At 50.2% G+C, this 24,229-nt stretch carries 23 protein-coding genes and 1 pseudogene; 10 read left to right on the forward strand and 14 right to left on the reverse strand.

From position 1 onward, the window contains the following. Positions 1-16 precede the first annotated feature (16 nt). The 5 genes from C2M29_RS07500 to C2M29_RS07520 all read right to left on the reverse strand — a co-directional run bounded on the left by C2M29_RS07500 (position 17) and on the right by C2M29_RS07520 (position 6,497). Entirely contained in the window at positions 17-664 is a 648-nt protein-coding gene (locus C2M29_RS07500) for an NAD(P)H-dependent oxidoreductase (RefSeq protein ID WP_158684670.1), read from the reverse strand. 212 nt (positions 665-876) lie between these two features. Then, complete coding sequence (locus tag C2M29_RS07505; RefSeq protein WP_105189159.1) at positions 877-2,325, reverse strand: SLC13 family permease; 1,449 nt, start codon at positions 2,323-2,325, stop codon at positions 877-879. A gap of 12 nt (positions 2,326-2,337) precedes the next feature. Further along, positions 2,338-3,285, reverse strand: coding sequence for a porin (locus C2M29_RS07510; protein WP_105189160.1), 948 nt, complete (start codon positions 3,283-3,285; stop codon positions 2,338-2,340). Positions 3,286-3,450: 165 nt separating this feature from the next. Next, positions 3,451-4,791 carry a sigma-54-dependent transcriptional regulator gene (locus C2M29_RS07515; RefSeq protein WP_105189161.1) on the reverse strand — a complete coding sequence of 447 codons (1,341 nt, stop codon included), beginning with the start codon at positions 4,789-4,791 and terminating at the stop codon, positions 3,451-3,453. After that, positions 4,788-6,497: a sensor histidine kinase gene (locus tag C2M29_RS07520; protein WP_158684671.1), complete on the reverse strand. Its 1,710-nt coding sequence runs from the start codon at positions 6,495-6,497 to the stop codon at positions 4,788-4,790. Before C2M29_RS07520 ends, C2M29_RS07515 begins: the two co-directional genes overlap by 4 nt. A gap of 210 nt (positions 6,498-6,707) precedes the next feature. Here C2M29_RS07520 and C2M29_RS07525 point away from each other — a divergent pair. Next, positions 6,708-7,581, forward strand: a pseudogene (locus C2M29_RS07525) (EamA family transporter). 22 nt (positions 7,582-7,603) lie between these two features. Here the strand turns inward: C2M29_RS07525 and C2M29_RS07530 are convergent. From C2M29_RS07530 to C2M29_RS07540, 3 genes are all read right to left on the reverse strand, one after another. After that, complete coding sequence (locus tag C2M29_RS07530) at positions 7,604-8,548, reverse strand: patatin-like phospholipase family protein (protein ID WP_105189163.1); 945 nt, start codon at positions 8,546-8,548, stop codon at positions 7,604-7,606. A 43-nt stretch (positions 8,549-8,591) separates the two neighbouring features. Then, complete coding sequence (locus C2M29_RS07535) at positions 8,592-8,990, reverse strand: DUF4019 domain-containing protein (RefSeq protein ID WP_233998376.1); 399 nt, start codon at positions 8,988-8,990, stop codon at positions 8,592-8,594. A 75-nt stretch (positions 8,991-9,065) separates the two neighbouring features. Further along, positions 9,066-9,512 carry a hypothetical protein gene (locus C2M29_RS07540; protein ID WP_105189165.1) on the reverse strand — a complete coding sequence of 149 codons (447 nt, stop codon included), beginning with the start codon at positions 9,510-9,512 and terminating at the stop codon, positions 9,066-9,068. A gap of 509 nt (positions 9,513-10,021) precedes the next feature. On the opposite strand from C2M29_RS07540, the gene C2M29_RS07545 reads away from it, so the two are divergent. The 5 genes from C2M29_RS07545 to C2M29_RS07565 all read left to right on the forward strand — a co-directional run bounded on the left by C2M29_RS07545 (position 10,022) and on the right by C2M29_RS07565 (position 14,749). Beyond that, complete coding sequence (locus tag C2M29_RS07545; protein WP_105189166.1) at positions 10,022-11,257, forward strand: HlyD family secretion protein; 1,236 nt, start codon at positions 10,022-10,024, stop codon at positions 11,255-11,257. Positions 11,258-11,262: 5 nt separating this feature from the next. Beyond that, positions 11,263-11,937, forward strand: a complete 675-nt coding sequence (locus tag C2M29_RS07550; RefSeq protein WP_233998377.1) for an ABC transporter ATP-binding protein — start codon at positions 11,263-11,265, stop codon at positions 11,935-11,937. Continuing rightward, complete coding sequence (locus C2M29_RS07555) at positions 11,934-13,418, forward strand: ABC transporter permease (RefSeq protein WP_105189167.1); 1,485 nt, start codon at positions 11,934-11,936, stop codon at positions 13,416-13,418. Before C2M29_RS07550 ends, C2M29_RS07555 begins: the two co-directional genes overlap by 4 nt. A 164-nt stretch (positions 13,419-13,582) precedes the next feature. Continuing rightward, positions 13,583-14,308, forward strand: a complete 726-nt coding sequence (locus tag C2M29_RS07560; protein WP_105189168.1) for a hypothetical protein — start codon at positions 13,583-13,585, stop codon at positions 14,306-14,308. A 21-nt stretch (positions 14,309-14,329) separates the two neighbouring features. Then, positions 14,330-14,749 (forward strand): hypothetical protein, encoded by a 420-nt coding sequence (locus C2M29_RS07565; protein ID WP_105189169.1) that lies wholly within the window; start codon positions 14,330-14,332, stop codon positions 14,747-14,749. A 53-nt stretch (positions 14,750-14,802) separates the two neighbouring features. Here C2M29_RS07565 and C2M29_RS16835 read toward each other — a convergent pair whose 3' ends face one another. Further along, entirely contained in the window at positions 14,803-15,255 is a 453-nt protein-coding gene (locus tag C2M29_RS16835; RefSeq protein ID WP_105189170.1) for a MarR family winged helix-turn-helix transcriptional regulator, read from the reverse strand. A gap of 2 nt (positions 15,256-15,257) precedes the next feature. After that, positions 15,258-15,740 (reverse strand): glutathione peroxidase, encoded by a 483-nt coding sequence (locus C2M29_RS07575; protein WP_105189171.1) that lies wholly within the window; start codon positions 15,738-15,740, stop codon positions 15,258-15,260. A 139-nt stretch (positions 15,741-15,879) separates the two neighbouring features. Between C2M29_RS07575 and C2M29_RS07580 the strand changes: the two genes are divergently transcribed. The 3 genes from C2M29_RS07580 to C2M29_RS07590 all read left to right on the forward strand — a co-directional run bounded on the left by C2M29_RS07580 (position 15,880) and on the right by C2M29_RS07590 (position 19,561). Then, positions 15,880-17,619, forward strand: coding sequence for a collagenase (locus C2M29_RS07580; protein WP_158684672.1), 1,740 nt, complete (start codon positions 15,880-15,882; stop codon positions 17,617-17,619). A gap of 115 nt (positions 17,620-17,734) precedes the next feature. Further along, on the forward strand, positions 17,735-18,235 hold the full coding sequence (locus C2M29_RS07585; protein ID WP_105189173.1) for a GNAT family N-acetyltransferase: 501 nt from the start codon (positions 17,735-17,737) through the stop codon (positions 18,233-18,235). A gap of 120 nt (positions 18,236-18,355) precedes the next feature. Further along, positions 18,356-19,561, forward strand: a complete 1,206-nt coding sequence (locus C2M29_RS07590) for an iron-containing alcohol dehydrogenase (RefSeq protein ID WP_105189174.1) — start codon at positions 18,356-18,358, stop codon at positions 19,559-19,561. 61 nt (positions 19,562-19,622) lie between these two features. On the opposite strand, the gene C2M29_RS07595 is transcribed toward C2M29_RS07590, so the two are convergent. Then, positions 19,623-20,504 carry a LysR family transcriptional regulator gene (locus C2M29_RS07595; protein ID WP_199774869.1) on the reverse strand — a complete coding sequence of 294 codons (882 nt, stop codon included), beginning with the start codon at positions 20,502-20,504 and terminating at the stop codon, positions 19,623-19,625. Positions 20,505-20,699: 195 nt separating this feature from the next. Here C2M29_RS07595 and C2M29_RS07600 point away from each other — a divergent pair, with 195 nt between their 5' ends. Continuing rightward, positions 20,700-21,398, forward strand: a complete 699-nt coding sequence (locus tag C2M29_RS07600) for a cation transporter (protein WP_105189176.1) — start codon at positions 20,700-20,702, stop codon at positions 21,396-21,398. Positions 21,399-21,450: 52 nt separating this feature from the next. Here the strand turns inward: C2M29_RS07600 and C2M29_RS07605 are convergent, their stop codons facing one another. The 3 genes from C2M29_RS07605 to C2M29_RS07615 form a co-directional block, all read right to left on the reverse strand. Next, positions 21,451-22,857: an InlB B-repeat-containing protein gene (locus C2M29_RS07605; protein WP_105189177.1), complete on the reverse strand. Its 1,407-nt coding sequence runs from the start codon at positions 22,855-22,857 to the stop codon at positions 21,451-21,453. A gap of 131 nt (positions 22,858-22,988) precedes the next feature. After that, on the reverse strand, positions 22,989-23,303 hold the full coding sequence (locus C2M29_RS07610) for a hypothetical protein (RefSeq protein WP_158684673.1): 315 nt from the start codon (positions 23,301-23,303) through the stop codon (positions 22,989-22,991). Then, on the reverse strand, positions 23,278-24,228 hold the full coding sequence (locus tag C2M29_RS07615) for an ornithine cyclodeaminase family protein (RefSeq protein ID WP_105189179.1): 951 nt from the start codon (positions 24,226-24,228) through the stop codon (positions 23,278-23,280). The genes C2M29_RS07610 and C2M29_RS07615 overlap by 26 nt, the downstream gene beginning before the upstream one ends. Position 24,229 lies beyond the last annotated feature (1 nt).

Genomic DNA, 24,229 nt, shown 5'->3' on the forward strand with positions numbered 1-24,229 from the left:
AAAGTCTATCGAAAAGTCAGGCATGCTCAGCAACGCCTGTGGTTTGGCTTTCGACTAAGTGCGTGAGCAAGTGCCGTTCGTACTGCTCAAGCAGCGACCGACGCTCGGGCAGTGATTTTTTCTGCACCCCGTGCGCAATAAATGGCGGCAATGCCTGCCAACCGATAAAGCCAAAAATATCCTGATATAAGCCGGCTATTTTATCGCGGTAGTAATCAAGCTCCGCCTGATCGCTGGCTCCGCCTGTGGTGATAGAATACATTACCTTTTTAGGCGCTAAACTAGCCCCCTCACCATAGGCAAAACCTGAGCTCAGCACCCTGTCTATCCAGCCTTTGAGCACCGCCGGAAATGACCACCACCAAAGCGGAAATTGCATCACTAGGACATCACTTACGATTAGTTTTTCCTGCTCTTGATAAATATCCGCGCAAAAGGCCTGATGCTCAAGGGCCCAGCGCTGAGCCTTAGCAAGGTTGAAAGCTCCCAACTCAGGCAAATTGATAACATCATTATGGCCGGCCACAGGGTCAAATTGTTCGCCATATAAATCAGTGATCCGTAAGGTCGCCCCCTGCTCTGTCAATACCCTGACCGCCAGTTCATGCAGGGCAAAATTGAAAGACTGTTTTTCTGGATGGGCTACAACTAAATGTATATTCACGGAACTTCCTGTCGACACTAGGTAAAGGGATTATTTTTGTATTTAGGCAAAGGCTGATAAGCACTCATGCCGGATATTTTGGCGTTTCCATCAAACTAGTCACGCTAAATAAAGAAACAGAGGACAACAAAAACGCCCTAAAATCAAGTAATAAAAAAGGCCGCTAGGCGGCCCTTGGTTAGGAAAGATATGTGTCTATTAAGCCTTTGCCTTTAAAAGCCCAGCACTAAGGGGGCCAGGGTTAAGGTCACCAGGGTGATAAGGCCGATGGCGATCAGGTTAAGCACAAAACCGGCGCGTATCATGTCCTTGATCTTCAGCTCACCCGAGCCAAAGACGATGGCATTGGGTGGCGTGGCCACGGGCATCATAAAGGCACAGCTGGCGGCGATGGCGGCGGGGATCACCCACACCAAAGGCGTGCCGGTAATCGACTCGGCCACCGGGCCAAGCAACGGCAAGAAACCAGCGGCGGTCGCGGTATTACTGGTGATCTCGGTTAAGAAGGTGATAAGCGCGGTAACGATTAAAATCCCCAATGCCAGTTCCATGGCTCCGGCACCACTGAGCATATTGGCAATATAATCGGCCAGGCCCGATGATTTAATCTTGGCAGCCAGGGTTAAGCCCCCGCCGAACAACAATAAGATCCCCCAAGGCACCTTGGCGGCGCTGTCCCAGTCAAGAATACGCTCCTCACTGTCTTTTTTGGCGGGCAAAATAAACAGCAACAGCGCTGCGGCAATGGCAATACCGGTATCAGAAATAGCCAGCCCGGTGGCCTTGGCCAGCAAGGGGCGCAATACCCAGCTGACGGCGGCAAGTGCAAACACGGCTAATACGCCTTTCTCCGCCCGTGACATGCTACCCAGTGCTGCAAGCTGTTGCTTAAACATGCCTCGGGTTTCCACCTGGGCCGCAGTTTTATCCACCTTGTACATCACCTTGGTGAGCCACAGCCAGGTCAAGGCCAGCATTACCACAGACAGCGGCACACCAATCAACATCCAGGTGGCAAAACCAATTTCTATGTTATAGCTGTCGGCCAAATAAGCGGCCATCAGCGCATTAGGCGGGGTGCCGATCAGCGTGGCAATACCGCCGATACTGGCTCCATAGGCGATAGATAAGAGCAGCGCCTTGCCAAAGTTATCGCACTCGCTGCCGTTATCGCGCAATAAATGAACGACAGAAAGCGCTATGGGCAACATCATCACCGCAGTGGCGGTATTCGACATCCACATGGATAAGAACGCAGTAACCAGCATCATGGCCATGATCTGGATGCTGGGTTTGCTGCCCGCCAACAACAAAGTAGTTAGAGCAATACGCTTATGCAGGCCCCAGCGCTCCATCGCGATGGAAAGCAAGAAGCCACCTAAAAACAGATAGATAAGCGGATGCGCATAGGGCGCGGCTACGGCCTTAATGGAGGCAATATCGGCCAGGGGTACCACCACCAAAGGCAACAGGGAGGTCGCCGGAATGGGCACCACCTCGGTGACCCACCAAGAGGCCAGCCACACGGTTAAACCTGCTGTGCGCCAGGCCGCCACCGACATGCCGCTTGGCGGGTCGATTAAACAGGTCAGCAGCATCACCAGGGGCCCTAGCCATAAGAAGACCAGGCGATTGATTTTATTTGGTTTGTTTTCGGTCATTTGTCGCTCCCCTTAGAACATATACTTTAGACCCAAAGCGGTGCTGGTGTCATCGCTGGTATCGAGTTCCAATTGGCTGGCAAGGAGATAAAAGGTGGTTTGCTTGTCGACCACGTAGTCGACGCCCACCGTAAACTGCTCGGCATCGCCCTCATGGCGCAGGCCGCTGTCATCGCGGCTGTATTGCAACTTGGGCTGCCAGGCGTCGCTGAGCCAGTAGCGCGCACTCAGTACCAGGCCATCGCCCTCTTTATCGCCAGCCAGGTTTTCACTGCGCTGGACGATGGCGCCCAGTTGCAGCTGCTGCCAGCGATAGGCGGCCGTTACCCGAGAGGCCTGTAAATCACCCAAAGCATCGGAGTAGCTCAAGGCAACAAAATAAGGGGTGCGCTTAAGGCCGCGGTCGCCATAGCTTAATAGCGCCGCAACACCATTGTCTTCGCTGTTGCTGTCATCTTTAGGAACCCAGGTTACCGCTGCCGCCCAAAGCCCAAACTTCGGCGTGCTGTAGGTGATGCTGTCGCCCACCCGGGATTGCCCGGCCAATACCTGAGCGATATCGCCCTGGGTTTCGTTAAACTGATCAACCTTGCCTTCGGAGTATTTAAAGCGGGTGTCGTTGCGTCCCACCAGCACTGTGCCATATTGAGATTGCACGCCGACATAGGTGTTACGGGCGGAAAATGGATCATTGGTTGAGTCGCCATCAAACCCCTTCACCTGTACCTCGTATTTAAAAACTAATTGGGTGGTGTCGTTGAGGGCATGCTGACCCTTGACGCCGATGCGCGAAAAAGGTGCATCTATCTGGGTGCCTTCCTCGGTATAGCGCATCACCCCTTTGTCGGTGTGGGCAATCTGCACCTCGGCCTTGCCATAAATATCATAGTCGGCCGCATGGGCCGTGGTGACTCCGGCCATAAGCATGGCGGCGCTGGTAAATGTAAGTTGTTTTATCATTGCTGTATCCTACTTGTTGTTAACAAAGACACATACAAAAACCTAACCAACTTTTTAAAACGCTATTTTACAATGATTTAGCAATAAACCAGCGAAAAAGACCAAGATAAATGTGCGGATTTCCGCACACAGAATTACGTATTTATCACCAAACCCACACACAGTTTAGGTGTACATGGTGCGCTGTAGTGCATACTTGGCCATCTTGTCGTACAAGGTTTTACGCGGTATCTGCAACAAGGCCATCGCCTCTTTAATACTGCCTTGACTTTGCGCCAGGGCATCCTCGATCAGTGACTGCTCGTAATAGGCCACCTTTTGCGCCAGACTTAACACTTCCTGCTCCTGTGTGCCAACGGATTGCTGCGCCAACTGCTCTCCCAGCAGCAAGGTGCGCTCGGCATGATTACGCAGCTCGCGCACATTGCCTGGCCAGTCATACTGCATTAACCGCGCCCGCAGCGCATCACTGAGCGGCTGGGTTGGTTTATGAAAACGGGTTGCGGCGATGGATAAAAAATGCTGATAAAGCAAAGGAATATCCGCCTTACGCTGGCGCAGCGCCGGGATCGGCACCTTCACCAGATTAAGACGAAAATACAGATCGGCGCGGAACTGCCCGGCATCGACCAGGGTTTGCAGGTCGACCTTGGTGGCGGCCACCACGCGAATATCGAGCTCAATGCCCTGATTGCTGCCCACCGGCGTCACCTGACGCTCTTCCAACACCCGTAGCAGCTTCACCTGCAGGCTTGGCGACATGGCTTCGATTTCATCCAAAAAGACGGTGCCACCATTGGCATAGGTGAACTTCCCCTCGCGGGCCTGATTGGCGCCGGTGTAGGCGCCACTGGCGGCACCAAAAAGTTCGCTTTCTATCAGCTGCTCGGGAATGGCGCCACAGTTAATGGCGACAAAGTGATGATTGGCACGCTGGCTTTGCTCATGCAGGTAGCGGGCGACCAGCTCCTTGCCGGTGCCGGTTTCCCCTTCAATCAGCACGTCCGCCGGAGTGTCTATTACCGCATCAAGTAGTTGCATCATCTGCTGCATTTGTTGGGTCTCGCCCAAAATCCGTACCCCGGGTGCCGATTGTTTTTGCACCTGGCGTTTTAGTTGGCGGTTTTCCAACACCAGGGTGCGCTTATCTAGGGCGCGCGCCAGGCAATCAAGGAGCTGCTCGGTAATCGGCTTTTCAAACAGATCATAGGCGCCCAGTTGCATGGCCTTTACCGCGGTACTGACATCGGCATAACCGGTCAAAAAGATCACCGGCAGCTCGGAGTCAAATTGCTGCACCTGCTGCAAAAAGCTGATGCCATCCATATTTGGCATGCTGATATCGCTGAGTACCACGCCATCAAAGCGGCGATTAAGGCTATGCAAGGCCTTGCTAGCATCGTCGAAACATTGCACCCGATAGCCCTCAAGCTCGAGCAGTTGTTGTAGCGAATGACGAATGCTGGCTTCGTCATCAATAACATAAATGGTTTGTTCTCGGCTCATGATTGTGGCTCTTGTTGGTGCAGGCTAAGCAAAAATTCGGCGCCGCCATCACGATGATTATGGGCGCTGAGGTTACCCTGAAAGGATTCGATAATTTGTTTTGAAATTGACAGCCCCAAGCCTAAACCATGCTCCGACTTAGTGGTATAGAAGGGCTCAAAAATGGTACTGAGGGCGTGCTGGTCTATGCCCGGGCCATTATCGATAATGGACAAGTACACCTTACTCTCGTTGCTGCTTGCCTCCAGGCGCAGCCACTTGTTCTGGCAGTGCTCCATGGCATGGCAGGCATTGGACAGCAGATTCACCAGCACCTGCTCAAACTGATAAGGGTCGACCCACACCGACACCTCGAGCCCGGATTCATGCACACTGACATGATGTTTATTGAGCTCGGGGCCAACTACCAAGAGGGCATTTTGCACGCTTTGTTGCAGCGAGATGCTTTGCATCTTCACCGGACGCTTTTGACTAAAGGATTTAAGCTGGCCGGCGATGGCGTGCACGCGGCGGATCAACTGCTCTATCAACTGCAGGTTTTCCATCGCCTTCTCCGGCTCAGAGCGCATCAGCAGGCGTTTGCACGCGGCCACATAGGCGCTCATGGCACTGAGCGGCTGATTGATTTCATGATTCACACTGGCACTCAACTGGCCTATGGTGGCCAGCTTGGTGGCACGGATCAGCGCGTCCTGGGCCTGCTCTAACTCCCGGGTACGCTCCTGCACCTGCTCTTCCAGCGTGCGTTGACTAAATAACAGTTGCCGATAGCCTGCGACCTTGACCGACAGGTATTCGACAAGCGCAATCACCAGTAGCAGCAGTAACATGGCCAGACCTAAACGCGCCGCGTGCACCTCGTTAAAGGGAACGATAGGACTGAGCATCAGCAGCCGATAGGAGGTCCCCTCCAAGGTCGAGGCGCTGACCAAATAACGCCGCTGCTCAGCGATAATTTGACCATCGTTGGCCAGCCAGTGCCACCCTAGGGGATTAATCGTCTGCCCTAAAAACTGCTGCGACTGTGCGACTTGCTGCTGCTTCTCGCCGCTGAGCGCTTTAGTGGCATGCAGTTGCCAGTCGGGGTGATCGGAGAGCAGCACCACATCATTAGCATCAAGCAGGACAAAATGACTTTCTTCGCCCGTATCTAAACGGGCTTTATCGGTTTCAAATTTACTGGCGTTGACCTTAAGCACGATCACGCCTCGGCCATTCTCGGCAAAATCAACCGCCTTGGAAAAATAAAAGCCGCGACGCATGGAGCGTTGGCCAAGGGCAAAATCGGTCACCGTTTCCCCGGCCATGGCGCGGGCAAAATAAGGGCGAAAGGCAAAATTATTGCCCTTATAGCTGTGCGGCAGGTGCCAGTTACTGCTGGCCACCACAGTACCCTGGGCATTTAACAGATAGACATCGGAGGCGCCGCTGGCCCGTTGCACATCGCTTAGGTAGCGATCTACGGCGTTATCCTGTTGGTCATATTGAAGTGCCTGGTGCACCAAGGCGCTACTACTCAAAAACGAAACAATGGTACTGAAGCGGGTAAATTCACTGTGAATATAATCGTTCAAAGCCGTTGCATGGCGGGCGGTGCGCTCTTGGTTTTGCTCCAGTAACTGCTCCTGCGTTAAGGTATGGGTCAGCCCCAGGCCAAGCACAAACAACACCAAATAGGTGGCAAATTTTATTAACTGACGCGACACCCAATTTCTCCCGCAGCGCAAACCAAGAACGAATTCACGAGTGTAACAACGCTGTCGCCGCTATGGTAGTGCCGATAGCTTGATAAGCACCGGGGCATAAGTGGTTTAGACCAAAACCAATAAAAATACGACCAGTGGCACTTTGTAGTATTTACCCAAACAAGGGGCTTAGCTACACTAGCGCCACTTCACCAAACACGGGTTTCCAACATGTTTTTCGCTCACCACCGTGTGCTACTGACCGCCATCGGCTGTGTTTTACTGGCCATGGTTACCATTCAGTCCGGCGCCTCCATCGCCAAGCAACTATTTCCTTTGATAGGCCCCGAGGGCACCACGGCGCTGCGCCTGGGTTTTTCCGCCCTAGTGTTGTGTCTTGTTTTTCGTCCCTGGAAGGCGCTGCCGGAGGGCCAGCAATGGCGCAGCATTATCGTCTATGGCCTGTGTTTAGGCGGCATGAACATCACCTTCTATTACGCCATCGAGCGTATTCCCTTGGGTATCGGCGTGGCTTTGGAATTCACCGGGCCTTTAGCGGTGGCGCTCTTAAGCTCAAAACGTAAACGGGATCTGCTGTGGGTGGCCTTTGCCATCACAGGTATCATTCTGTTATTGCCCGAAATTGATGCTGAAACCGGACTTGATCCCGTGGGTGTCGCCTTGGCGCTAATCGCCGGTGCCTGTTGGGCCGGGTATATTTTATTTGGCAAGCGCACCGGCACGCAAAGCTCAGGTGGACGCACCGTGGCCTTGGGCATGACGGTGGCGGCCCTGGTGTTGGTGCCCTATGGCGCCGCGCATCAAGGCATGGCGCTGCTCAGCTGGGAAGTGATCCCACTCGGCTTGTTAGTTGCGATTATGTCCAGTGCCCTGCCCTATACCCTAGAGATGGTGGCGCTGCGCAATATGCCGGCACAAGGCTTTAGCGTCATGATGAGTATGGAGCCCGCCATCGCCGCATTGGCCGGGTTTTTTGATCCTCAGCGAATTACTCTCGCCACTGCAATGGCTTGCCATTGCCTTGGTGATCATCGCCTCCATCGGCAGTTCAATGCAGCCCGAAAGCAAGAGCGAAAGTGAATAAGCTAACTGCCTTTAACCTGCTGTTAATTGACTTTATCAACAAGGCGCTGGCAAACGAGGTCTAGCTCTGTTTTATGGGTTTTTAACAGCCTGGCGGCCTCGGACTTTAGGTTGGCGATGTTACCACGAGTAACATCGTCCATATCGTCGGAGGCCACGTCCAGGGTGGTTTGCAGGCGAATGTAATTTTCCCCCAAGATCTTATCCATTTGATAGTCGGCGGCGTCCGCCACCCCATCGAAGATACAACTAAGCAAGGGCGCCACCCAACCAGCCTTGCCCCAATCCTTGGCGTCGCGCAGTTCAATGGGTCGATTGAGCTCACCGGTGCCGATAGATACCAGCATAAAGTCTTCTTCCTCGGGAAAAATACGCTGCGCCTCGGCATAGGCCGACACCGAGGGTGAATTGATAAACACGCCGCCATCGACCAGAGCGCGCTTGGCACCATCGACGGGAATATGGGCTGGTTCAAAATAGGTGGGCGCGGCAGAGGTGGCTCGCGCCGCATGGCGCATCAGTACGGCGCGATGCTCCTGACGCCAACTCTTTAAGAACAACGGTTTGCGGTTATGAATATCATAGCTGGTCAGCAGTAAGCGGGTTAGCGACGCCCCCAGGGGCTCGTCGTCAAAGTAATGTTCAAGCAGACGCTCCAGACCCTTATGGGTATAGGTTTCATCGAGTAAACCACCGACCGAGGACACACCGCGCCACAGGGAGCGTGAAAATATTTCCTTACCGTGCTGTTCGTACATATCCGCCAGCGCCTGGGCGCTGTATTGCGGTACCCCCTGTCCGTTATCCTTACCCAGGCCCAAAGCAAGAATTCCTCCGGTCGAGGTGCCGGCGATCAGATCAAAGCACCGGGCAATGGGGCGACCAACGCGAGATTCTATTTGCGCCAGTACCAAGGCCGGCAACACTCCGCGAATACCGCCACCATCAATGCTTAATATTGCCTTCATACTCCTTCCTTGATTTATTCGTGGGCCATGATCTTGTACCGGATCACTTGATAAAGTAGCCCACCGGCTGCCATTTATCGTTTGTTTTGCTTAGGGTCAGGGTCTCTACCGCTCCCGCCTTATTGGCGAACTCGGTTTGAAATTGCACCACCAGGTATTCACCTTCGGGGGCACCGGGCAAAGAGGTAAAGTTTTGACGGCCAAGTTCGGCGCGGCTGATTACCCTTCCCAAGGGCGAGCGTACCGCCTTGATAATGTCCCGCCACTGATCCTTGGTGACCTGCTCCTGAAAAAGCGCACCAGCCTCATCCCAGCTTTGCTCATATTGACCTGCATCTATACCGCCTAACCAGGATTTAGCCACTTCCACGCTCGGCGTTTGCCCGGCCCAACTTAGACTGATCACCATCAGGCTTAAAATTAGGAATAGTTTTTTCATCATAAGTCCTTTTTCTTTAAGGTTAATTTCCCTTATTAACCTTAGCTTATTTTGCCGCCTTGTAGTGGCGCGTCGTCATTATTCTTTGTAGGTCAGGCGCTGCCCCGGCAGCCTGAGCGCGCCGCTACTGGTCGCCAGCGCACATAAGTACAGGGCCAAGACAAGATCCACCATGCCACAAAATTCTGGCCACCAGGTGGGCGTGCCGGCATTACTAAAGAGGGTATCGTGAAAGAAGTCATAGCCAGCGTGCAATAGCATGCCTATCCCCGCCAGCCACCAACGGGCCGGATTACGACTTTTAATGGCCCACCCGGCGAGCAGAAAAAAGACCACGGCGGTGGCCGCTTCATAGAGCAACGCCTGAAAGTCCATGGCCCAGAGAGCAAAAAGCCAGTAATAAAGGGGGAAGCTGGCAAGCAACAGGGGATAACCCTTTCGACTGGCCCAAAGCCCACGCCGTGCGAAGGTAATCATGATGATAAGGGCCACAGCCAAACCAATTAATAGCCAGACGCTGTTCATAAGCGAGTGCTCATTCAATGCAACTGGTTAAAAACATATCATATTTTTCATTTAGTTAAATGACAGATTCAGGCTTTTCGGTTTGTAGGGTCTGGCGACCTTTGATGCTGTCTATTCTCTCATCCACTCTTTTACCAATTTCACAGTAATATCACCGGCCACTTGTTAAAAAAATATAAACAATTGATAACTAATAGTTTAAATGATTTAATTCGGTCGCGCTTTCATTCGGCAAGGTACCTGCCACATAATCAAATAAACTTAAAATGGAAATTTTATAAAAACCAAAACAAAAAATATCATATTAGCTCTTGCGCTAGTCGCAACCTCAACAGCCACCTACGCTAGTTGTCGCTATGCAGGATACGTTTGCTTTGACAATTACTGTGTAGGTGTTTGGGTTTGTGAAGAAAAATAAAAGCTTCTTTTAGAGGTTTTTGGCGGCATGCTAATAATTGACATGCCGCCTATTATTGTATTGCATTTAGCAGTCACTTATCGAGAAATGCATGGAACAGCATCTAGAAGAAAAGCAAAATAGACCCACGACTTATTTATTCTTAATTGCAGTCGCTCTTGGCCTCATAGTACTTGTTGTAAAACTTACCTGGTTTGCTACTAGCAAGGTGCCCGGTGAATTTTCACTGATCCATCAAGTAAAACAAGGCATAAAAAGTGAGACGATCAACGGCTTAGGTGCTATTACAGTAAGAGAAACCAGCTTAATTGATGCCCAGGATCCGGGGCGAATAACGCAATTATCCGTGCGTTTAGGACAAGCCGTTGAGCAAGGGCAAGCGCTCGCTAAAATCCAAAATCACGAATTAGAGCAAGAATATAAATTAGAGAAAGCGCAATTAATCACGCTTAAATCTGATGTTGCTATGCGCAAAAGTGAGCTATTAACCGAAAAATACCGTCTGGAGTCACAACTTGCAAAAGCAATCGCCGCAAAACAAAACCAGGCATTAGAGCTCGAAGCCTATGAAATACTGGTAAAACAAGGCGTTGTTTCGCAAATCAGGTATAAGCAAGCCAAAATACAATTACAACAACAACGAATTGAAGTGAGTTTGCTAGAGCAGCAACAAGAAGAATTTTCGCGAACGTATCAAGTGCATGAAGCTGCATTAGATGCAAAGTACGAAGCCAAACAAGAGCAGATCCGCTATCTAGAAAGCCGACTCGACGCGCTCACTATCACAGCTCAATCAGACGGCATAATCAGCGATATTAGTATTGAGCTTGGCCAACAAGTATTACAGGGTGATCCTCTTTTTAAGATCATCGAACCGCAGCATTTTATTGCTCAGGTCGCCATAGCCCAGTATTCATCGGAACAATTAAGCACGGGATTGCCAGCCACCATCAAAACCCCCAATGGCGAACTAGCGGGCAAGATAGAGCATATTGATACCGTTGTCAGACAGGGAAGTGTCAATATATATATCGCCTTCGATCAGACCCCGCCCAGCTGGCTGCGCAGTAAACAGAGTATTGAAGCGAGTATCGCCCTCAGCAAACGCACCAACTACATGTTTATCGACCAGCCGAACAACTTTACAACATATAAAAGGTGGCAGGTTTATAAGTTGAACCCGGGTGCCAATACGGCCGACAAACTAGAAGCTGACTTTAAGCTTAGCAACCAACAACTTATTCTCACTTCAAATGCGTTTGAAGCAGGAGATAAGTTACTGTTGATCCCACAAGCGGTGGTCACTGACGAACGATTGACGCTATAACGCAGATGATGAAACCACATTTAATCGAATTGAAAAATGTTTGCTTTAGCTACACGAAGTCAAAGCAAAAAGCCTTAGAAAACATCAATATCACTATTCAATCTGGCGAATACGTGGCAATTGTCGGTAAATCAGGCAGTGGCAAAAGTACACTCATGTCTATTTTGGGGCTTTTGCAGCAACCCACTAGCGGTAAATATTTGTTATTGGGAAGGGATACGACAAATTTAACCAATAAGTCGTTATCGAAAGTTAAAAATAGAGAAATAGGCTTTATTTTTCAGAACTTTAATTTGTTAAATAGACTTAATGTTTTTGACAATGTGGCACTGCCGCTAAACTACAACGACGAGATTAAACGCGCTGACTACCGTCAGTATGTGATGGAAGCGCTTAACTTTGTGGGGATTGCAGAGCTACATAATCGTTTGCCCAGTGAATTGTCGGGCGGTCAGCAACAAAGGGTCGCAATCGCAAGAGCCCTTATCAACCAGCCTTCCATCATATTAGCGGATGAACCAACTGGAAATCTTGATTCATATAACAGTGAGTTGGTTTTTAACATTTTGCAGAAGCTCAACGAGCAAGGGCGTACCATCTGTGTAATAACGCACGACCAACAGCACGCGGCACTGGCGCACAGGCAGATCCCCATTAAAGATGGTCAAATCGGTTTATGACGAAATCACTGCTCATCGATTTACTCATTAATTGGAGTAAGCAAACTTACCAAAGCAAGAAGCTACTTCTCGCTATTGTGTTAGTGGCGCTCCCCCTGAGTATTTTGGTTAGTTTTTCGAGCATAAAGGCCACTTATCTAAGCCCCACTTTTGCTGGGCTCGAAGCGAATACGCCGATTCACCACATAGTGCTTAAAGAAGCCGAATCACAAAGCCCCTTAGAGCCCTATCTAGCAGAAGAAATAGCGCAAACGCTGGCGCACCCCATTCTCTATGAAAGAACGGTGCCACTGTCGCTGAACTATTTAGGGCGGCAATATCAAACCAACATTAGTTTCTTTTCCGGTGCTTACAAAAGCCTTAATTTAACGGCTTTAAAGGGCTCGCTCAGCAGCTTGGACTTTCCAAAAACAGGCGCTGAAGCCAGCGCTGCAATAGGCTATCACTTTTGGCAAGAGCAACTCTCCGGCGAAGAGGTTATTGGCAAGTATATCGCTGTTAACGGCAAGGCCGTCAAGATTGTTGCCATCTTGCCGCCTGAAATGGAGTCTTTGCGTAAAGGGGTGCCATTGGACCTGCTAATGGCTTTTAATCAACAAAGCTTTATCCTTGATACGGAAAACATCCAACTTACCCCGGACACCTATAGCTATATTATTACCGAGCCGACGCGCTCTAACGAAGAGCTAGCCCAATCTCTGAGCGCTCACCTTATAGAGCAAGGCTTGCTGCTGGAAGAGGATAAAATCAGCATTACCGCCGTATTCGGGATCCATCCCCAACAGTTTGAGATGATAGTCACCCGAGTGAACATACTTATGGCGGCATTCTCACTGCTGTTACTGTTTTGCTTTATCGCATTTTTGACCGTTTTTAATGCCCAGTGCCACTACAAGCAAGAAGAGTTAATCGTCAGGCAATTATGTGGTGCATCGTACAAACAGATCACCTGGCAAGGTTATCTGGAGTCTACCGCGACGGCCTTATTGATTGTGCTAATCGCGTTTTTGCTCACCCCTGTGAGCAACGCCCTCGCAGACATGCTGTTACCCAGTTTAAAAACGGGGTTATCTGCTACGGACAAGCTCACTTTCAGCCGGTTAGGTGTGGGTATGTTGATACTTGTCATACTGATCATGAATGTGTTTTATACAATTCAAAGCAAATGGATTAAAACACCCATTGGACGGGGTGCAAGCGCAAGTAAAAGCCAGATATTACAAAGTCACACCTTGTTAGCCCTGATGCTCAGCCTGTCGTTTGTTACGCTTTACTCGGCTACTTTGCTGTTACACAGCCAATATAATATTTACCACACCGATTTAGGCTTTGACACCACACAAAGATACTATGTGAGTTTTGAATTTCCCGAGCAGCATGACATAAGAATGTACTCGCAGTTTTCACTGGCACAGTTAGAGCAGATGTTAATGGCTAAAGAGGAAATTAACCAGGCCGGGGCAGCAATCACCTTCCACTGACTAATCGCCATTACTTTTCAAACTGGTTTTTAGCATCAGGCGAAAAAATTGGCAGCGGCCAATTCAGTAACACCCATAGCAACCTGGTTTCTCCCAACTATTTTGAAACGCTCAACATCCCTTTTATCTATGGCAACAACTTCTCTTTTAACCATACCAACGCCGTGATTATTAATCGCAGTTTATGGCAACGTTATTTTCAAAACAGCTCGTTAGCACAAGCCAAGCTTCTGAAATACGACCCTTACAGTGAAAAATACACAGAATACAGCGTGATTGGCGTAGTCGACAATGTTCATTATCAAAGTGCAGATTCAGCACCAGTGCCCAGGGTTTATGAGCTGCAAACTACGTTCAACAGCATCATTAATTTAGTCATTTCCTCCGGTGCTAATATGGCAGATTTAAAATATATTTTATCCGACGCTATTGGCCGCTATGACACAAGCATAAATGAATTTAGCTTGGACAGCCTAGAGCGCATCGTTGCTCAAGAGAATCAAACTCGCTTATCTATTACGCTGACTATGCTGGTGATCACCATCATCATCTTATTAGCGACAATCTCCTTCTGTATAACCAGTTTGGCTCAACTCTGCCGCAAAGACGCCCAAGAGCTGGCGCTACGTTTTAGCGTCGGGGCTCCAACTCATCGTCAGTTAGGCAATCAGATAAAACGTTTTATGCTTGTTGCAATACCGATATTCGCGGCGATTTTTATACTTTTCGCGAATTTTATACACCTTTTGCAAGAGCTTTTAGTTGATCTTGCTACCTATGTACCGCTGTACTTTCTTTTCAGCGGCGGGATATGCGCCCTTATATTCAGCGCGACAATTTTATACCAGTTTCACAACACCATACGCCAATCATGGCATCATTTAAGTTAATAAAGTAAAAGGGAAATTCGCATGAAAAAACTAATATTCATGGCACTTGTTTTGGTTAGCACATCTTCGTTTGCAAAAGAGTTTACAATTAATGCCGTAGAGATGTATGAAGCGGGCTTGATGCCGGGTGGACCACAAGTACTTATCTTTAATCAACAAGGTAAGCTGGTACACCACAGCACTGAGCTTAATAAGCAGATAGTCACTGAATTCAAGCAGCAATCAGACTTTGCAGACACGCAGAATATCGTAGAAAAACTAGAGAAAATATTAGGGGAGCCGCTCGTTTCTGGTGCACAAGATTACACCGTCTACTCCATTAATATGGAAGCCGCAAATCCTTGCCCTCCATGCGCAAAGCAAAACAAATTCCTAAATGCTGCGTTAAAGAAGTATGCCGATAAAAAAATAACGCACAACAAGGTTCACCTAAGTTTGTAAGCACCGCCCCATTACTACCAGCATTTTTCATTTTTTTAAATGACGTAGTGGGGTCATTCGGTTTCTAACAGGCCGATAAACTGATCGAGCTGCTGGGCCATCTGGGTTAGCGCCTGCTGCTGGCAGGCCAGGCCTTCACTGAGTGTTTCCCGCCATTTTTTAACCTTAGGTGCCAGGGCTATGCCCTGCTCCGTCAAGGCAATCTGCAATTGCCGCTCGTCCTGTTCACTGCGCACTCTGCTGAGCAAGCCAAGCTGCTGCATGCGCTTTAATAAAGGCGTTAGAGTGCCCGAGTCGAGATGCAAACGTGAACCCAGGGCCTTTAAGCTTAAAGGCAACTGTCCCTGCTCGTTAGCCTGCCACAATACCAGCAATACTAGGTATTGGGGGTAGGTGATCCCTAAGTCTTTCAGCATCGGCTGGTAACCGCGGATCACCAGCCGAGAAGCGGTATAGAGCTTAAAACACAGCTGGTTTTGCAAATAGAGATCCTGATCCATGCTCATGTTTAGCTCGCTAGCAGGGCTTCGATGTCGGCGCGGATCGCTTCGGGCTTGGTCAGTGGTGCATAACGCTTTAACACCTTGCCGTTTTGGTCGACCAGAAACTTGGTAAAGTTCCATTTGATCTTCTTGGTGCCCAACAGGCCCGGGGCCTGAGCCTTGAGGTAGTCAAACAAGGGATGAGCACCCGCGCCATTAACGTCTATCTTGCTCATAATGGGGAAAGACACACCATAGTTCAGCTCGCAAAACTCGCTGATCTCGCTATCGCTGCCCGGCTCTTGCTCACCAAACTGGTTACAGGGAAAACCTAGCACCACCAAGCCCTTTGCTTGCAGGTCTTTGTATAGATCATTTAAGCCCTGATATTGAGGCGTAAAACCACACTTACTGGCGGTATTGGCAATCAGCATCACCTTGCCTTTATAGGCGGATAACGCCACCTCATCGCCCCGGTTATTGGTCGCGGAAAATTCATAAATAGACATAAGGTAACCTCATTTAGATTGTGTGCAATATAATTGATCAAAATCTAACTATTCGCAACAAAAGTCACCCCAAATTATTGTATACAATATATTTTAAATGTATTTTGTTGCTCTATTCGTTCACTCTAACGCGATCACAATGACAAAAATTACAGCACTTATCGCGCTGACCCTGCTCAGCGCCTGCAGCACCTCGGTGCAGAAAACCCCATCGACAACAACTACCTATAACTATGTTGATATCTGGCACAGCGCGCCGACACTCACCCCGTCAGACGCAGCCTTTGCCAGTGCCCTTGAGGACACGCTGACATTTATCTCTACACAGGCCGATGCGCGCACGGTCGATTGGACAGCGCTAAACAATGCCTTGTATTTTTTGCGCGCCTACAGTTACAAGGGCGATCTAGACGCCATTAGCGAGTCGCAATTAGTGAACCTAAACTCTACGCTGCAGGCCTTAATAGTGCGAGTTGAGGATGCGCCAAAGGCGCAGCAACAGCGATTTTTAGAGCACTATGCGGTAACACTGTACCGCCTACTCGATACCCCAAAGCTCTATGACCAGGCGCCGCAATGGCTTGAAAATACGCTCAATACCCTAACTAAAGAGCAAACAGCACCTTCGCTAGAGCGTGATTATGCCCTGTGGGAAAGCTATCGCGCCCTGGGTTTTTTAGCCTTTAGCGCCCGTGACAACGAGCAACTGGCCCAGAGCATCAGCGCAGACGCTAGGCTGCGCCAGGTCTTGCTCAAGAGCATCGCACGAGGCGATTGGCAGCAGGCCCATGCCCTGTGGGTGCTGGGCTATGTGCACCAGTTGTTGCCGCGGGAGCAACAGCAGCTACTGGACACTCAGGTATGGCAGGCATTGACCAAGGCAGAACCAAACAAGACCCAGCAACAAACGCTGTTCTCAGGCGTTTACCTGGTTAATAGCTTTCGCGGCAAAAGCAGTTGTGGTGAAACCTTTAAAGGCCAGTGCCTGGAAATTGATATCGACCAGGCGCTACCAATAAATCATGAGTGCAGCGAACGCCTGTTTATTCGCGCCACCTCATTAGACGCCGAGCAACTCGCCTATAGCTGTAACAGGCTTACCGCACAGGAGGAGGACTTTCATACCCTGCTCGACACCCAATACCACGCCGTGGCCAACGATCATAACCGAGCCCTGCGGGTGATTATTTTTGACCAATATGCTGACTATAACCGCTACGGCCAACTGCTGTTCGACATAGATACCAATAACGGCGGTATGTATATCGAAGGCACACCAAGCGACCCCAATAACCAGGCCACGTTTTATACCTTTAGGGCATTTTGGCTACAAGACAGAAATAAGGTATGGAATTTAAACCATGAATACGTGCATTACCTGGATGGCCGTTTTAATAAATACGGCGGCTTTGGGCACTTCCCGGCACAACTGGTGTGGTGGAGTGAAGGCTTAGCGGAATTAGTCGCCAAAGGCGAGCACAACCCCAAAGCCTATAAAGCCATTGCCGAAACGCCAAAGCATGAGCGCCCGACACTGGAGGCCATTTTTGCCACCAGCTATGAGGATTCGAGCCAGCAAATTTACCAATGGTCCTATCTTGCCATTCGCTATCTGGCCGAGCAGGATTTAAATGCCCTGCGCCAGTTGCAACAGCACCTAAAAGGGGATTTCTATCAAGGTTACGCCAATAACCTGGCCAAGCTTGCCAAGAAACACCAGGATGGCTTCACCGCCTTTTTGGACAACTACCCGGCGACGGAGGAAAGCGCAGAAGACAAAGCAAAACAGAAGATCAACAAGCTTTATCGCTATCTGTATCGCGACTACCTGATGCCAAAGCACCTCAGCTACGATGAGCAGCATCGACATTTATTTTAAATCACTTTATATGGGGTCAGCTGGCCCCCTTTTTTTGCAAATACGCTAGTCGTTTGCCGCGCACTTGATATATGCTGACTCAAATAAAAACCGCAATATAAAGTGAAGCGAATACATGGAGTTAGTTACCCCCAGCCAGGCATTGGAGCAATCGTACCGCGACTATATCGTCGAGTTAGGCGCTGAAGAGCGCTACCCGTTTCCCCTCGATTTTGACCACCAGGATTTTCCCGCCTTGCTGGCACGGCTGGATGATTTTGCACATGGGATCAACCTGCCCGCAGGTTTTGTGTCGAGCTCAACCCTGTGGCTGGTCGATAAGGGTGAAATCATCGGGGTGACCAATATTCGCCACACCCTGAATGACGCCATTGCCCATTGTGGCGGCCATATCGGTTTAAGTATTCGCCCTTCCAAACGCGGGCTGGGTTTGGGCAAGGTGCTGATGGCCAAGTCCATCGCGTTTTTGCAGCAGCGCCAGGTCAATGAGGTGCACATCCATTGTTATAAGGATAATCAGGCCTCCGGCCGAACCATCATCTCCTGCGGCGGTCGGCTCGACTCCGAGATAGAGGTCGGCGATAAATGCGTACAGCGCTATGTGGTTAGGCGCTAACCGATTTCGGCGCCGCCTCAGTACCAAAAATAACAGCATGCTCTGCGGCCCTGGTGTTTAGTACCTAAATTTGCTTTTATAAGAACAGGCTTTTATTCAATGAGTTAGCACAGGGAAAACATGGCCATTCAACACCTTTTTTATCGCATGTATCATCTGGGTTTGCGCCTGGCGGCGATGCTTTTGCCTATTCCCGAGCCCCATGTATTTCACGGTGATAAGGCCATTGAACAATGGCTGGCATACCTAGAAGCGCAAAAGTGTAAACGTATCTTGCTGGTCAGCGATCCGGGCGTACTCGCCCTTAATTTGCATGCCCAGCTAAAAGAACAACTGCTGGCCAATCACATTGAGGTGGTAACCTTTAGCGACCTGAGTGCCAATCCCAGTATCGAACAGATAGAGCAAGGCGTGCGCTGCTACCAGGCAAACCAATGCGATACCCTGTTAGCCATAGGGGGCGGCTCGGCCATGGATTGCGCCAAGCTTATCGCCGCACGAATTGCTCGCCCCAAAAAGTCGTTACGACAAATGCGCGGGCTGTTTAAGGTGCTGCGCACCTTGCCCCCTGTGTATGGTGTCCCGACAACGGCAGGCACCGGCTCCGAGGTAACGGTAGCGGCCGTAGTCAGTGATACCGAGCGCAGAATTAAATTCGCAGTCAATGACCTCTGCCTGATGCCTAAGGGCGTGCTGTTTTTGCCCGAGCTCACCACAGGGCTGCCACCGGGGCTGACAGCCAGCACCGGCATCGATGCGCTCACCCATGCCCTAGAGGCCTACATTGGCATCAATGCCACCGCCTATACGCGAGATAAAAGTGAAAAAGCCGTGGCGCTTATTCTCGATGCGTTGCCCAGGGCCTATCACCATCCCGACGACCTCGGCGCCCGCACCGACATGCTCTGGGCCGCCATGTTCGCCGGTCAGGCCTTTACCCGCACCTCGGTCGGCTATGTGCATGCCATCGCCCATCAGCTAGGGGCTGTTTATGGCCTAGGTCATGGCCTCGCCAATGCCCTGGTACTCAGGCCCATACTGGACTTTTATGGCGATAGAATAGACGCCCAGATGAAGCGCTTAGCCAAGCACTCCTTGGGTGAGCACAGCACGGCCGCTGAGTTATGCGATAGAATTTATGCGCTGCTGGATGAGCTGGCTATTCCACACTGCATTACCGATTTAAAAGCCGAGGATATCTCCCTCATTGCCAGGCAGGCACTGGCCGAGGCTCACCCGGATTACCCAGTGCCCTGCTTTATGACGCAGCAGGAGCTGGAAACTGTGCTGCGCTCGCTCTTACCTAACAATGAGCCTGATAGTTAGCCTGATAATTAGCCTGTTATACGCGAGCTCTTAGCCCTCTGTTAGCAAGCTGTTGGCAAGCTTAATCCTCCGCCAAATAGTCCTCAAGTTGCTCGGCTAACCATTGAGTGAGGCCACCAAGCTGGCTATAGCGATTTTGGATCATGCCATAGGCCTGACGTTTCATGGCCTGATCATAATTAAGCACCTTGACGCTGCCATCGCGCAGGTAGGGGTTAATAAGTACCGAGGGGACGTTGGAAAAGCCGGTGCCATCGAGCACCGCATTGCGCAGATGCTCATAAAACGGCAGCGCAATGTAATTGCTAGAGGCCGGCGCGACGGCGTGCAACCCCTCATCGTCTATGGTCGCCAGGGCAAATTCGGTGTAACGGGCCAGATCGGAACTGACAACCTGTGAGAGCTTACACAGTGGATGGTCACTTTTGGCCACCGTCATCATGCGAATTTCACCCAGCTTGACGTGATGAGTGCTCGGTAAACGGTTGCTGTGAGGCAATAGGCAGTAGGCGATATCAACCATATTCTGCTCCACCATGTCGTTAAGCTCCGGCGGCGGCGCCATATACACGGACACACTGGTGCCTGGAAACTGCACGCTCATCTCATGAATAAGCTGGCGCCAATAAGACTCGGGCAGCGCATCGTCTCGGGCGATACGCAGCACGGACTCAACGCCCTGCAAATGCTGCCGGCAACGCCCGGTAATGTCATTGGCTATCATCACCATACGCTCGCAGTCGTTCTTGATCACCCGCCCTATGTTGGTCAGGGTCACCTGATTACCGCTGCGCTCTAAGAGTTCAACACCCAGCTCATCCTCCAATGCACTCAGTGAAGAGCTCAATGTGGTGCGGCTTTTGCCCAGCCGCCGTGCGGCTTCGGCAATCGATCCCGACTCGCTAATGGCAAGAAACATTTCCAACTGGCTGATCTTCATCATTTACACCTAAACAGATCCGTTGATATCTAAGTATTTAACGGCCATAACACAGCAGCCTAGAAATAGCAGGCGCCTCCAGCGACGATAATATCGTCGCTCAGCGATTATTGATATAGCAAAATCCCCCTTAGAATGGCACCAAGCAACAAAAACAGCCGTGTTTGCTGACGAATAATTGCCACAACCGAGGTGTCTATGCACTGCAGTATTTCTTTAGAGCGAAAATTATTAACCTTCTCTACCGCATCGGCCTTAGTGTTTGCCCTGATGGGTATCGGCCTTGGAGTCTGGATGGGCTCGCTGGTGATCCTTTTTGACGGCGCCTATTCACTCGTGAGCCTGTTACTGACAACCCTGTCTTTGACAGCGGCCTGGTATATCCGCTCACCTCGAAAACACCGGAATACATCCCATAGCAACTTGATTGAGCCAGCGGTCATCGCCTTTAAAGGCTTTGCCATTACCTTGATGTGCGGCGCCTCTTTTATCTCGGCAGTTTTGGCGATTTTTGCTGGGGGGCGCGAGGTAAATACCGGACTGGCATTGGTATTCGGGGTGATCAACCTTGTTGGCTGCGTGGGCACCTATTGGCTCTTGGCTAAGCGTGGCCGCCAGACTAAGTCGGCGCTGATTGAGGCGGAGTCGAAACAATGGCTGATGGACTCGGTGATAAGCGCCGCGGTGATGGCCGGGTTTATTATCGCTTCCCTGCTGAGCTATGCAGGACTGACAGAGTACGCGGTGTTTGCCGACCCTGTGATGGTAGTGATTGCTTCTGTCTATTTTACCCTGGTACCAATAAAGATGACCCAAGGCGCCCTGCGCCAGCTATTCACTGTGTACCAGCAAAACGATGGGGCTATTTTTGACCGACGCATGCAAAAGGCGGGGTAAATGCACCCCGCCTTGTTGGCATGACTTTTTACCTAGAAGCTAAGACAAACGCTTAGTTACAGGCTGTACCCACGCATTGAACATCGGCATCGTAATACACATACGCAAGCTTGGTATTTGCCGTTAAGTCCAAGGATGTCAATGAGTTATTGTTCAGATACAGGGTATCAAGCTCTGGGTTATTGGCCAGATCAATACTGGTCAGTTGGTTATCGTTGAGGGTCAACGAGGTAAGCGCTGAGTTATTGGTGACATCGATACTGGTCAATTTATTGTTCTCGATATTAAGATCGGTGAGCTTCTGGTTTGCAGCCAGGTCTATCTGGGTAAAAGATTGATAACCCAACCACAGGCGCTCTAAGTTTGCGTTCTGACTTAAGTCCAACACCGACATCACACCTGGGCGAGCCTCATTCATAACGATAAAAAGATCGGTTAGCTGGGGTAATACGGACACATCGACCTGTGTTAACTGCACATTGCCACTCAAAGCGACGGTTTCAAGCAGCGGATTGTTTGACAGATCAATGTTGCCCAGCTGATTGCCTCCGGCATAAAGCGTTTCAAGATTGGGATTGTGGGCAAGGATAAGGTCAGAGAGCTGCAAAGCTTCCACGTTGAGAAAGGTCAGAGAATCATTTTGCGATAGGTCAACCTCTGCAATGGCATTTGCGCCAACACTTAACCGGCTTAACTGGGTATTTTGGCTGACATCAATTGCCGACAACTTATTACCATACACACTGAGGTTTTCTAGCAGGGGGTTATTGCTGGTATCGATGTGGGCTAACTCATTATAATCGGCTTCTATACGCGATAAATATGGGTTACTGGACGTGTCCAACTCGGTGAGTTTGTTCTGAGCAACAGCTAGATAGTTTAATCTGGTATTTGCCAAGATATCCAAACTACTGATACCTGTATACGTTAGGTTCAGAGTTTCCAAATTCACAAGATGCTCAACCCCTTGTGTTGAGCTCACCGCTTGATACCCACAATAAAGATTATAGACCTCATCGGCATAGTGATTACCTTCAACATTGTCGCCGCCAGTACCTTGCGCACAAGCCAGTAGGTTGTCATCGGCAATTATTGCAGTTAACTCAAGGCGCGCAGCAAATGTCACGGTGACTTCACAATTTGAGGTCATGGCCTGCGAATAGGTTTCAAAGCTGGTCGTGGCGTTTTGTTGGTCTAGGCTTAGTTCAACACCACACCCGGTGAAGCTTTCCAGCAAATAGCCCTCATCCGGGGTCACGGTAAATACGGCCACCTGTTCGTTAGAATAGCTGGTGTCATCCGTGGTGACCGAGCCATTGCCATTGATATTAATGGTCACCGTATAAGACTGTTCAACGGGTTGAGGTTCCGGCTCACTCGAGCCACCGCCGCCACACCCCACTAACGCCAAACTCAAGATCCCTGGCGCAAAAAGCGCTGTTTTTGTTTTTTTAATCATAATGCCGCTAATTGTTAATCCTTTGTATGGTTCAATTTAAATAATTGTACCCAATAAATCAACGAAAAAGGCATAAATAAGCTAATTAGCCCAAACCCAACACCTTGGCTAAGGACTTAAATACCGGAGGTTTATTGGCGTAAAGTGACCACCGCAGCCAAAACAATGACAGCCCCTACCAGAGCCCACATCACATAAAACAATCGCCGTTGTGATAATGTGGCTATCACACCCTGCTCATCCGCCAAAATATAACGCGGCACCGCCTGCGCTGATTCCAGGGGCATCAGTTGCGAGCGCAATTCATTGCCATAACGGTAGGTCAGCAGCATCTGCTGCTGACCTACCAGCTCCAGGGGAAGGACGCGGTTGTCGCGCACCGCGGTGATATCCACCACCTTACAGCTGCGCGCTTTGGGCTTACGCCACAGAAGTGATTTGATCATAGGCATATTTAGCCGCCACCAGGTCGCTCAAGGCCGTACCGACCGATTTAAACAGGGTAATGTCGGTGTCATTTTCACGGGCATAGGCATTATCACGGGCGAGCTCGCTGAGCTCGGCCATTACATCCGTTTCGCTAAACACACCTTCATTGATTGGAAGAAGCAGCTCTCCGGCTTCGTTTAATACATTTTCTCGACTATCAACAAATACCTTGGCACTTACCACCGTATGGGTATCGCATTCCCTGGCATCGCGATGGTGGTTACCAATTAAGTCCACATGGGTGCCGGCCGTTAGCCACTGGCCGTCAAACAAGGGGGCATGACTGCCGGTGGCGCAGCAAATGGTGTCGGCGCTGGCGATCAGCTCCTCACTCACTTGTTGATAGCTAAACTGGCAGTGGGTGTATTCCCCCTCAAGCTGCGCTATCACTGCCTGTGCTTTTTGTTCATTGCGCGCCACTATGCTTACTTTTGTGTAGTTGCGAACCGCCATATGGGCCCGTGCCATAAAGGGTGCCAGTTTTCCCGCGCCAAATAAAACCAGGTGTTTCGCGTCTTTCCTCGCTAAATAATCGGCGGCCAGGGCCGATACCGCAGAGGTACGCCAAAGGGTGATTTCTGTGCCATCCACCAAAGCCAGCGGCTCGCCAAATTCCCTGGAAAACAGCATAATTTTTGAGTACAAAGACGAGCGACCTTGGCGCTCGTTCTCGGGAAAATAAGTAAACGCCTTGACGCCAATTACCTCGTCATTCCAGGCCGGTAACACGGCAAAGGCATCGTGGTTATTCGGCTTATTATCTAGCGCATAGACAGTGCGCCTGGGCGTGCCCGCATCACCGGCAAAGCCCTTTTGTAAGGCCTGTAGCAGTGGCGTGTAGGCCATCACCTGTTGCACCTGCTCGGCGGTAATGATGTGCATA

This window comes from Pseudoalteromonas sp. T1lg48, assembly GCF_002964785.1.
GTDB lineage: Bacteria > Pseudomonadota > Gammaproteobacteria > Enterobacterales > Alteromonadaceae > Pseudoalteromonas.

Excerpts from the sequence above, each read along its gene's own strand:
- C2M29_RS07565 (WP_105189169.1), top strand. The coding sequence starts at position 14,330 with ATGAAAAAACTAATATTCATGGCACTTGTTTTGGTTAGCACATCTTCG.
- C2M29_RS07595 (WP_199774869.1), bottom strand. The coding sequence starts at position 20,504 with ATGATGAAGATCAGCCAGTTGGAAATGTTTCTTGCCATTAGCGAGTCG.
- C2M29_RS07550 (WP_233998377.1), top strand. The coding sequence starts at position 11,263 with ATGATGAAACCACATTTAATCGAATTGAAAAATGTTTGCTTTAGCTAC.
- C2M29_RS07585 (WP_105189173.1), top strand. The coding sequence starts at position 17,735 with ATGGAGTTAGTTACCCCCAGCCAGGCATTGGAGCAATCGTACCGCGAC.
- C2M29_RS07515 (WP_105189161.1), bottom strand. The coding sequence starts at position 4,791 with ATGAGCCGAGAACAAACCATTTATGTTATTGATGACGAAGCCAGCATT.
- C2M29_RS07540 (WP_105189165.1), bottom strand. The coding sequence starts at position 9,512 with ATGAACAGCGTCTGGCTATTAATTGGTTTGGCTGTGGCCCTTATCATC.
- C2M29_RS07535 (WP_233998376.1), bottom strand. The coding sequence starts at position 8,990 with ATGATGAAAAAACTATTCCTAATTTTAAGCCTGATGGTGATCAGTCTA.
- C2M29_RS16835 (WP_105189170.1), bottom strand. The coding sequence starts at position 15,255 with ATGAGCATGGATCAGGATCTCTATTTGCAAAACCAGCTGTGTTTTAAG.
- C2M29_RS07605 (WP_105189177.1), bottom strand. The coding sequence starts at position 22,857 with ATGATTAAAAAAACAAAAACAGCGCTTTTTGCGCCAGGGATCTTGAGT.
- C2M29_RS07530 (WP_105189163.1), bottom strand. The coding sequence starts at position 8,548 with ATGAAGGCAATATTAAGCATTGATGGTGGCGGTATTCGCGGAGTGTTG.
- C2M29_RS07505 (WP_105189159.1), bottom strand. The coding sequence starts at position 2,325 with ATGACCGAAAACAAACCAAATAAAATCAATCGCCTGGTCTTCTTATGG.
- C2M29_RS07545 (WP_105189166.1), top strand. The coding sequence starts at position 10,022 with ATGGAACAGCATCTAGAAGAAAAGCAAAATAGACCCACGACTTATTTA.
- C2M29_RS07590 (WP_105189174.1), top strand. The coding sequence starts at position 18,356 with ATGGCCATTCAACACCTTTTTTATCGCATGTATCATCTGGGTTTGCGC.
- C2M29_RS07615 (WP_105189179.1), bottom strand. The coding sequence starts at position 24,228 with ATGCACATCATTACCGCCGAGCAGGTGCAACAGGTGATGGCCTACACG.
- C2M29_RS07510 (WP_105189160.1), bottom strand. The coding sequence starts at position 3,285 with ATGATAAAACAACTTACATTTACCAGCGCCGCCATGCTTATGGCCGGA.
- C2M29_RS07555 (WP_105189167.1), top strand. The coding sequence starts at position 11,934 with ATGACGAAATCACTGCTCATCGATTTACTCATTAATTGGAGTAAGCAA.
- C2M29_RS07575 (WP_105189171.1), bottom strand. The coding sequence starts at position 15,740 with ATGTCTATTTATGAATTTTCCGCGACCAATAACCGGGGCGATGAGGTG.
- C2M29_RS07580 (WP_158684672.1), top strand. The coding sequence starts at position 15,880 with ATGACAAAAATTACAGCACTTATCGCGCTGACCCTGCTCAGCGCCTGC.
- C2M29_RS07610 (WP_158684673.1), bottom strand. The coding sequence starts at position 23,303 with ATGATCAAATCACTTCTGTGGCGTAAGCCCAAAGCGCGCAGCTGTAAG.
- C2M29_RS07600 (WP_105189176.1), top strand. The coding sequence starts at position 20,700 with ATGCACTGCAGTATTTCTTTAGAGCGAAAATTATTAACCTTCTCTACC.